The 9,211-nt window shown below is 69.8% G+C and carries 11 protein-coding genes; 10 read left to right on the top strand and 1 reads right to left on the bottom strand.

The window, feature by feature from the left end; translation table 11 throughout:
• The 7 genes from PKC53_RS17795 to PKC53_RS17825 form a co-directional block, all read left to right on the top strand.
• A partial coding sequence (locus PKC53_RS17795) for a cbb3-type cytochrome c oxidase subunit I (RefSeq protein WP_324431069.1) occupies positions 1-842 on the top strand: 842 nt, incomplete at its 5' end.
• A gap of 25 nt (positions 843-867) precedes the next feature.
• Positions 868-1,488 carry a cytochrome-c oxidase, cbb3-type subunit II gene (ccoO, locus tag PKC53_RS17800; protein WP_324431071.1) on the top strand — a complete coding sequence of 207 codons (621 nt, stop codon included), beginning with the start codon at positions 868-870 and terminating at the stop codon, positions 1,486-1,488.
• A gap of 19 nt (positions 1,489-1,507) precedes the next feature.
• On the top strand, positions 1,508-1,723 hold the full coding sequence (locus PKC53_RS17805) for a cbb3-type cytochrome c oxidase subunit 3 (RefSeq protein ID WP_324431073.1): 216 nt from the start codon (positions 1,508-1,510) through the stop codon (positions 1,721-1,723).
• A complete protein-coding gene (gene ccoP / locus PKC53_RS17810) occupies positions 1,716-2,630 on the top strand; it encodes a cytochrome-c oxidase, cbb3-type subunit III (RefSeq protein WP_324431075.1) in 915 nt (304 codons plus the stop codon). The genes PKC53_RS17805 and ccoP overlap by 8 nt, the downstream gene beginning before the upstream one ends.
• 25 nt (positions 2,631-2,655) lie before the next feature.
• Positions 2,656-4,122 carry a cytochrome c oxidase accessory protein CcoG gene (gene ccoG / locus PKC53_RS17815; protein WP_324431077.1) on the top strand — a complete coding sequence of 489 codons (1,467 nt, stop codon included), beginning with the start codon at positions 2,656-2,658 and terminating at the stop codon, positions 4,120-4,122.
• Complete coding sequence (locus PKC53_RS17820; protein WP_324431080.1) at positions 4,122-4,385, top strand: nitrogen fixation protein FixH; 264 nt, start codon at positions 4,122-4,124, stop codon at positions 4,383-4,385. The genes ccoG and PKC53_RS17820 overlap by 1 nt, the downstream gene beginning before the upstream one ends.
• An 82-nt stretch (positions 4,386-4,467) precedes the next feature.
• Complete coding sequence (locus PKC53_RS17825) at positions 4,468-4,743, top strand: hypothetical protein (protein WP_324431082.1); 276 nt, start codon at positions 4,468-4,470, stop codon at positions 4,741-4,743.
• Positions 4,744-4,764: 21 nt separating this feature from the next.
• Here the strand turns inward: PKC53_RS17825 and fnr are convergent, their stop codons facing one another.
• Positions 4,765-5,499 (bottom strand): fumarate/nitrate reduction transcriptional regulator Fnr, encoded by a 735-nt coding sequence (gene fnr / locus PKC53_RS17830; RefSeq protein WP_324431084.1) that lies wholly within the window; start codon positions 5,497-5,499, stop codon positions 4,765-4,767.
• A 176-nt stretch (positions 5,500-5,675) separates the two neighbouring features.
• Here fnr and hemN point away from each other — a divergent pair, with 176 nt between their 5' ends.
• The 3 genes from hemN to icd all read left to right on the top strand — a co-directional run.
• Complete coding sequence (gene hemN, locus PKC53_RS17835; protein ID WP_324431086.1) at positions 5,676-7,094, top strand: oxygen-independent coproporphyrinogen III oxidase; 1,419 nt, start codon at positions 5,676-5,678, stop codon at positions 7,092-7,094.
• A gap of 19 nt (positions 7,095-7,113) precedes the next feature.
• Positions 7,114-7,863 (top strand): sulfite exporter TauE/SafE family protein, encoded by a 750-nt coding sequence (locus PKC53_RS17840; protein WP_324431088.1) that lies wholly within the window; start codon positions 7,114-7,116, stop codon positions 7,861-7,863.
• A gap of 96 nt (positions 7,864-7,959) precedes the next feature.
• A partial coding sequence (gene icd / locus PKC53_RS17845; protein ID WP_324431090.1) for an NADP-dependent isocitrate dehydrogenase occupies positions 7,960-9,211 on the top strand: 1,252 nt, incomplete at its 3' end.

Genomic DNA, 9,211 nt, shown 5'->3' on the forward strand with positions numbered 1-9,211 from the left:
TGCAGGACGCGATGGTGCAGTGGTGGTACGGCCACAACGCGGTGGGCTTCTTCCTGACCGCGGGCTTCCTGGGGATGATGTACTACTACATCCCGAAGCAGGCCGAACGGCCGGTGTACAGCTACCGGCTGTCGATCGTGCACTTCTGGGCGCTGATCTTCACGTACATGTGGGCGGGTCCGCACCACCTGCACTACACCGCGCTGCCCGACTGGGCGCAGTCGATCGGGATGGTGTTCTCGCTGGTGCTGCTGGCGCCCAGCTGGGGCGGCATGATCAACGGCATCATGACGCTGTCGGGGGCCTGGTACAAGCTGCGCGACGACCCGATCCTGAAGTTCCTGATCGTCTCGCTGTCGTTCTACGGCATGTCGACCTTCGAAGGGCCGATGATGTCGATCAAGACGGTCAACGCGCTGTCGCACTACACGGACTGGACCGTGGGCCACGTGCACAGCGGCGCGCTGGGCTGGGTGGGCCTGATCTCGATGGGCTCGCTGTACTACCTGATCCCGCGCATGTACGGCAAGAAGCAGATGTTCAGCACGCGCGCGATCGAACTGCACTTCTGGATCGCGACGATCGGCATCGTGCTGTACATCGCGGCGATGTGGATCGCCGGGGTGATGCAGGGCCTGATGTGGCGCGCGGTCAACCCCGACGGCACGCTGGTCTACAGCTTCGTCGAGAGCGTGAAGGCGACGTATCCGTTCTACGTGATCCGCCTCGGTGGCGGCCTGCTGTACCTGAGCGGGATGCTGATCATGAGCTGGAACGTGATCATGACGATCAAGAGCAGCAAGCCCGTGCAGGCGCCGGTGCCGCTGCCGGCGCACGCCTGATCCGGGCCGACAGGAGAGACATCCCATGGCACAACACGCGACACCCAGCGGTCACGAGAAGATCGAGACCAGCAACTTCCTGATGATCGTGCTGATCCTGATCACCGTCTCGATCGGCGGCATCGTCGAGATCGTCCCGCTGTTCTTCCAGAAGTCGACGACGCAGCCGGTCGAGGGCTTGAAGCCCTACACCGCGCTGCAGCTCGCCGGGCGCGACATCTACATCCGCGAGGGCTGCTACAACTGCCACTCGCAGATGGTGCGGCCGTTCCGCGCCGAGACGCTGCGCTACGGGCACTACTCGCTGGCCGGCGAGTTCGTCTACGACCATCCGTTCCAGTGGGGCAGCAAGCGCACCGGCCCCGACCTGCACCGCGTCGGCGGCCGCTACAGCGACGAGTGGCACCGCGTGCACCTGAACAACCCGCGCGACCTGGTGCCCGAGTCGAACATGCCGGCGTACCCCTGGCTCGAACGCAACGCCGTCGATGCCGCGTCGATGGCCTCGCGCATGACGGCACTGCGGCGCCTGGGCGTGCCCTACGGCGACGACGAGGTCGCCAAGGCCGCCGACGAGCTCAAGGGCAAGACCGAGATGGATGCGGTGATCGCCTACCTGCAGGTGCTCGGCACCGCGGTCAAGTAGCGAGCGCCGGAGCATGACCATGGACGTCAACGACTGGCGCAGCCTCGTGACCACGCTCGGCCTCGTGCTGTTCCTCGCGCTCGTCGCGTGGACCTGGAGCGCGAAGCGCCGCCGTGCGCACGACGACGCCGCGCGACTGCCGTTTCTGGACAGCGGGCTGGCCGACGGCGCGCCCGCCCCGGGTGGGAAGGCCCGGGCCGAAGAATCAACGAATGCTGGAGGACGCCGTGAGTGATTTCGTCAACAGCGGCTGGTCGATCTTCGTCGCGGTGGTGACGGTGGTCAGCCTGCTCGCTTGCCTGGGCTTGCTGATCATCGCGGCCAGGCGGCGCGTGATGGCCAACGACAACACCACCGGTCACGTCTGGGACGAGGACCTGCGCGAGATGAACAACCCGCTGCCGCGCTGGTGGATGGGGCTGTTCGTGATCACCGTGGTCTTCAGCGGCGTGTACCTCGCCGTCTACCCGGGGCTGGGCAGCTTCCAGGGCTCGGCGAGCTGGACCTCGGTCGACCAGTACCAGAAGGAGCGCGAGCGCCTCGAGGCGTCGATGGCGCCGGTGTACGCGAAGTACGCCGCGCTCGACGCCGCCGCGCTGGCCAAGGACACCCAGGCGATGGAGATCGGTCAGCGGCTGTTCCTGAACAACTGCGCGCAGTGCCATGGCTCCGACGGCCGCGGCAGCCTCGGTTTCCCGAACCTGACCGACGGCGAGTGGATGTACGGCGGCGCCCACGAGCAGATCAAGGAGTCGATCGCCAACGGCCGCAACGGCGTGATGCCGCCGATGGCCGAGGCGGTGGGTTCGGGCGAGGACGTGCGCAACGTTGCGCACTACGTGCTCAGCCTGTCGGGCACCGCGCACAACTCGGTGTACGCGCAGCTGGGCCGGGCGAAGTTCGCGGCCTGCGCGGCCTGCCACGGCGCCGACGGCAAGGGCAACACCGCGATGGGTGCACCCGACCTGACGAACAACGTGTGGCTGCACGGCTGGGGCGAGGCGGCGATCGTGCGCGCGATCACCAACGGCATCAACAACATGATGCCGGCGCAGGGCCGGCTGCTGACCGCCGAGCAGATCCACGTGCTCGGCGCCTACGTCTGGAGCCTGTCGCAGCCGACGCAGGTGGCCCGGCAGTGACGGTGGCCGCGCCGGCGAGTCCGCGATGAGCAGTTCCGGGCCCGTGCCGGCCGCGGCGCCGAACGCCGCACCTTCGCCCGGCGGCGACAGCGCCGCCGAGCTGGTGTCGCTGTACCAGAAGCAGCGCAAGATCTACGCGCGGGCGGTCAGCGGCTGGTTCGCCGGCTGGCGCTGGGCGCTGGTGTGGCTGACGCAGCTGGTGTTCTACGGGCTGCCCTGGCTCGACTGGAACGCGCGCCAGGCGGTGCTGTTCGACCTCGCGTCGCGGCGCTTCTACATCTTCGGGCTGGTGCTGTACCCGCAGGACTTCATCTACCTGACGGCGCTGCTGATCATCTCGGCGTACGGCCTGTTCCTGTTCACCGCGGTGGCCGGGCGCCTGTGGTGCGGCTTCGCGTGCCCGCAGACCGTCTACACCGAGATCTTCATGTGGGTCGAGCGGCGTTTCGAGGGCGACCGCATGCAGCGCATGAAGCGCGACGCCGGCCCCTGGAGCCTCGACCGCACCTGGCGCGCGGTGGCCAAGCAGGTGGCGTGGGTGGCGATCGGGCTGTGGACCGGCATCACCTTCGTCGGCTACTTCACGCCGATCCGCGAACTGGTGCCGGCCGTCGCCGGTTTCGGGCTCGGGCCGTGGGAGACCTTCTGGGTGCTGTTCTACGGCTTCGCGACCTACGGCAACGCCGGCTACATGCGCGAGCAGGTGTGCAAGTACATGTGTCCGTACGCGCGCTTCCAGAGCGCGATGTTCGACAAGGACACGATGATCATCAGCTACGACGCCGAGCGTGGCGAGCCGCGCGGCACGCGCGGGCGCAAGACCGACCTGAAGGCGGCCAACCTGGGGCACTGCATCGACTGCGGGCTGTGCGTGCAGGTGTGTCCGACCGGCATCGACATCCGCAAGGGCCTGCAGTACGAGTGCATCGGCTGCGCCGCCTGCGTCGACGTGTGCGACGGCGTGATGGACAAGATGCAGTACCCGCGCGGGCTGATCCGCTACGCGACGCAGAACGGCATGACCCACCACTGGAGCCGTGCGCAGATGCTGGCGCGCGTGCTGCGCCCGCGCGTGCTGGTCTACACCGCGGTGCTGGTGCTGGTCGCCGGCGCGTTGCTGACGAGCGTCGCGCTGCGCAGTCCGTTTCGGGTCGACGTCGTGCGCGACCGCGCCTCGCTGGCGCGGCTGGTCGACGCCGGCCACATCGAGAACGTCTACCGGCTTCAGGTGATGAACGCCACCGAGCGCGAGCAGCGCTACACCGTCGGCGTGCGCGGCATGGACGGTGCGCAGGTCGACGCCGGCGGCGAGGTGCGGGTGGGGCCGGCGCAGGCGCGCTGGGTGCCCACCGCGGTGCGCATCCCGCCGCAGGCCGCGCAGGCGCTGGGCAGCGGCGCGCACCCGGTCGAGTTCGTCATCGAACGCGTCGCCGACGGCGACCAGGCGGCGGCACGGGTGGTGGAGAAGTCCACCTTCGTTGTGCCGCGCTGATGGCCACCATCCACGAGGAGAACCGCATGCGCCACAAGGATGCCGCCCCGAAGCCGACGCCCTGGTGGCGGGTGGGCATGGTCTGGCTGGTGATCGGCGGCCCGCTGACCGTCGTCGTCGCCGGCATCGTCACCGCGGTGATCGCGGTGCGCGGCGCCGACCCGGTGCTCGACACGTCGGCGCGGCGTGCATCGATGGCGCCGACCGCGACGTCGCCGGCGGTGCAGGCGCGCAACCACGCGGCCACGCCGCCGTCGCGATGAGCGCCGCCACCCGGCCGCCCGAAGGCGGCGCCCGTGCTGCATCGGGGACGACGTGGCCGCGCAGCGACAGGAGGGCCGTCGCGTGAGCACCGCGAGCATCGGCCGGCGCCTGCAGACCGTGCTGTGGCCGGCGTTCCTGATGGCCGGCGTGCTCGAGATGCTGGTGTTCGCCGTCGTCGACCCCGGCAGCCTGCACGGCTTCGGCGGCGCTTCGCTCGACTGGCCGCCGCTGGCGGTCTACAGCGTGGCGTTCCTGGTGTTCTGGGCGGTCATCGCCGCAGCCGGCTTCATCAGCCAACTGCTCGCCTGCTCGGCGCGCGACATCAACGAGGGGCGGATGTCGCCCGACGGCCCCTGATCGCGCCCGGCGGGCACGCGCTCAGCAGGTGGCGCCGTTGACCAGCTGCTGTAGCCCGGCCTGGTCGATGATCGTGATCTGCCGCTGCTTGACCTCGAGCAGGCCGTCGTCCTGGAACTTCGAGAAGGTGCGGCTCACGGTCTCGAGCTTCAGCCCCAGGTAGCTGCCGATCTCCTCGCGCGTCATGCGCAGGATCAGCGACGTGCCCGAGAAGCCTCGGGCCTGCAGCCGCTGCGTCAGGTTCAGCAGGAACGCGGCCAGGCGTTCCTCGGCGCGCATGCTGCCCAGCAGCAGCATCACGCCGTGGTCGCGCACGATCTCGCGGCTCATGATGCGGTGGAACTGGTGCTGCAGGTTGTTGAACTCGCGCGACAGCCGCTCCAGCTCCTCGAACGGGATCACGCACACCTGCGAGTCCTCGAGCGCGACCGCGTCGACCGTGTGGCGGTCGGTGCCGATGCCGTCGAGCCCGAGCAGCTCGCCGGCCATCTGGAACCCGGTGACCTGGTCGCGTCCGTCCTCGGCGGTGACGCAGGTCTTGAAGAAACCGGTGCGCACCGCGTACAGCGACTGGAACGCGTCGCCGCTGCGGAACAGCTGGTCGCCGCGGGCGACGCTGCGCCGCGTGGCCACCAGCGTGTCGAGGTGCTCGAGGTCGTGACTGTTCAGTCCGACCGGCAGGCACAGCTCGCGCAGGCTGCAACTGGAGCAGGCGACCTTGAACGAATCGGGGCGGATCGGGGGCTGGGTGGTCATGGGGCGAGGCGGCGGTGCGTGAAGCCGAGGCGAACGGGTCGGTGTCGACAGGGGACCGGTGGGCTCGATGGACCGCATGATATGCCTCAAACCAGCCGGGATTCTTGGTTGTCGGCGCGCACCCCCACTTGATGCATGTCAACCCCTCGGTCCACCGCTTTGGCACAGTCGGCGGCATGCAAGATCTGGTCGAACAGGACGCGCCGGTCGAGCCGGTGCTGTCCGAGGCGCTGCTGGCCCGGCTCGACAAGCCGGGGCCGCGCTACACCTCGTACCCCACCGCCGACCGCTTCGTCGAGGCCTTCGGGCCGGCCGAGTATGCGCAGGCGCTGGCGCAGCGCGCGCAGGGCGCCACCGTCGGCGGTACGCCGCCGCTGTCGGTGTACGTGCACATCCCGTTCTGCGAGTCGGTGTGTTACTACTGCGCCTGCAACAAGGTCATCACGCGTCACCACGAGCGCGCCGAGCAGTACCTGGACGCGCTCGACGTCGAGATCGGGCTGCACGTGCAGGCGCTGGGCACGGGCCAGTCGGTGTCGCAGCTGCACTTCGGCGGCGGCTCGCCGACCTTCCTCAGCGACGCCGAGATCGACCAGCTGATGGGCTCGCTGCGGCGCGCCTTCCGCATCGCGCCGGGCGCCGAGGTGTCGATCGAGGTCGATCCGCGCACCGTCACCGCCGAGCGCCTGGCGCAGCTCGCGCGCGCCGGCTTCAACCGCATCAGCTTCGGCGTGCAGGACTTCGACCCCGACGTGCAGAAGGCGGTGCACCGCGTGCAGTCGTTCGAGATGGTGCGCGACCTGATGGCAAGCGCGCGTGCGCTGGGCTTCGAGTCGACCAACGTCGACCTGATCTACGGTCTGCCGCGGCAGACGCCGGCCTCGCTGGCGCGCACCATCGCCCAGGTCGGCGAGCTGCGCCCGGACCGCATCGCGCTGTACGCGTACGCGCACCTGCCGCAGCGGTTCAAGCCGCAGCGCCGCATCGACCCGGCGCAGCTGCCGCCGCCGGCCGACCGCGTGACGATGCTCGGCAACGCGATCCGCGGCTTCCTCGGCATGGGCTACGCGTACATCGGCATGGACCACTTCGCGCTGCCCGGCGACTCGCTGGCGGTGGCCAAGCGCCAGGGTCGGCTGCACCGCAACTTCCAGGGCTACAGCACGCAGCCGGACTGCGACCTGATCGGCCTGGGCGTGTCGGCGATCGGGCGCATCGGCGCGACCTACAGCCAGAACGTGAAGACGCTGCCGCAGTACTACGACGCGATGCGCCAGCAGCTGTTTCCCACCGAACGCGGGCTGGCGCTCAGCCGCGACGACCTGGTGCGCCGCGCGGTGATCATGGCGCTGATGTGCCAGGGCAGGGTCGACTTCGAGTCGATCGAGCTGGCGCACCTGCTGCGCTTTCGCGACTACTTCGCCAGCGAGCTCGAGCAGCTGCGCTCGCTGGCCGAGATGGGGCTCGTCGAGATCGACGCCGAGGGCGTGTCGGTGACGCCGCTGGGCTGGTACTTCGTGCGCGCCGTGGCGATGACCTTCGACCGATACCTGCAGGCCGACCGCACGCGCGAGCGCTTCTCCCGCATCATCTGACCCGCCGCGGCACTGGCTGGTGGACACCGCCCTTGCGCTGAGCGCGCTGCTGATGGGCCTGGCCGGCTCGCCGCACTGCGTGGCGATGTGCGGCGCCGCCTGCGCCGGCATCGCCGGGCGCTGCGGCGGTGCACGCCCGCAGCGCGCGCTGCTGGCGCTGCACCTGGGCCGGCTGCTCAGCTACGCCGCCGGCGGCGCCGTGGTGGCCGTCGGCGTCGGCGCGCTGGCCGACATCGCCGCCTGGTCGCCGGCACTGCGCCCGCTGTGGACGCTGGTGCACGCCGCGGCGCTGGCGCTGGGGGTGTGGCTGCTGTGGCACGGCCGGCAGCCGGCTTTCCTCGACAACCTCGGGCGAGGCACGTCGCGCGAGCTGGCGGCCGCCGGTGCGCCGGCGGCCGCCGGCGGTGCACCGCAACCGGTGCACGGCCCGACGCCGCGGCGCGCGCGCTGGCCCGGCCCGCTGAAGGCCGGCGCCGCCGGCGCGCTGTGGCTGGCCTGGCCCTGTGGGCTGCTGCACTCGGCGCTGGTGATGGCCGCGCTGGGCCACGGCGCGGTCGGCGGCGCGTCGATCATGGCCGCGTTCGCCGTCGGCACGTCGGTCGGGCTGTGGGTCGGGCCGGCGCTGTGGTGGCGCATCGGCGCGCCCGGTGCCGGCTGGCTGGCCGGCGGCGGCGCGGTGCGGCTGGCCGGGCTCGGGCTCGCGGCGGCGTCGGCGTGGGCGCTCGGGCACGACCTGGGCGCCAAGGTGCTCGCGTACTGCCTGTCGTGAGCGCGCCCGCGCCCGGCGCGCGTCAGGCCGCCGACAGCCCGCGGCATAGAATCGTCGGCCAGCTGTAGCGCACCCCCCACCACGGAGCCCGGATCCATGTACCAGCACATCAAGGTGCCCGCGAGCGGGCAGAAGATCACCGTCAACGCGGACTTCTCGCTCAACGTGCCCGACCAGCCGATCATCCCGTACATCGAGGGCGACGGCACCGGGTTCGACATCACGCCGGTGATGCTCAAGGTCGTCGACGCCGCGGTCGCGAAGAGCTACGGCGGCAAGCGCAAGATCCACTGGATGGAGGTCTACGCCGGCGAGAAGTCGACCAAGGTCTACGGCCCCGACGTGTGGCTGCCCGAGGAGACGCTGCACGCGGTGCGCGACTACGTGGTCAGCATCAAGGGCCCGCTGACGACGCCGGTGGGCGGCGGCATCCGTTCGCTGAACGTCGCGCTGCGCCAGGAACTGGACCTGTACGTGTGCCTGCGCCCGATCCAGTACTTCAAGGGCGTGCCCAGCCCGCTGAAGGAGCCCGAGAAGACCAACATGGTGATCTTCCGCGAGAACTCGGAGGACATCTACGCCGGCATCGAGTGGGAGGCCAAGAGCGACAAGGCCAGGAAGGTCATCAAGTTCCTGATGCAGGAGATGGGGGTCACGAAGATCCGCTTCCCCGAGACCAGCGGCATCGGCGTCAAGCCGGTGTCGATCGAGGGCACCGAGCGCCTGGTGCGCAAGGCGATCCAGTACGCGATCGACAACGACAAGCCCAGCGTGACCCTGGTGCACAAGGGCAACATCATGAAGTTCACGGAAGGCGGCTTCCGCGACTGGGGCTACGCGCTGGCGCAGAAGGAATTCGGGGCGCAGCCGATCGACGGCGGGCCGTGGTGCAAGTTCAAGAACCCGAAGACCGGCCGCGACATCGTCGTCAAGGACTCGATCGCCGACGCGTTCCTGCAGCAGATCCTGCTGCGCCCGGCCGAGTACAGCGTGATCGCGACGCTGAACCTCAACGGCGACTACGTCAGCGACGCGCTGGCGGCGCAGGTCGGCGGCATCGGCATCGCGCCGGGCGCCAACCTCAGCGACAGCGTCGCGATGTTCGAGGCCACGCACGGCACCGCGCCGAAGTACGCGGGCAAGGACTACGTCAACCCGGGTTCGGAGATTCTGTCGGCCGAGATGATGCTGCGCCACATGGGCTGGACCGAGGCCGCCGACCTGATCATCTCCAGCATGGAGAAGGCCATCCTCAGCAAGAAGGTCACCTACGACTTCGCGCGCCTGATGGAAGGCGCGACGCAGGTCTCGTGCTCGGGCTTCGGGCAGGTGATGATCGACCACATGT

This window comes from Azohydromonas sp., from assembly GCF_035325925.1.
GTDB lineage: Bacteria > Pseudomonadota > Gammaproteobacteria > Burkholderiales > Burkholderiaceae_C > Calidifontimicrobium.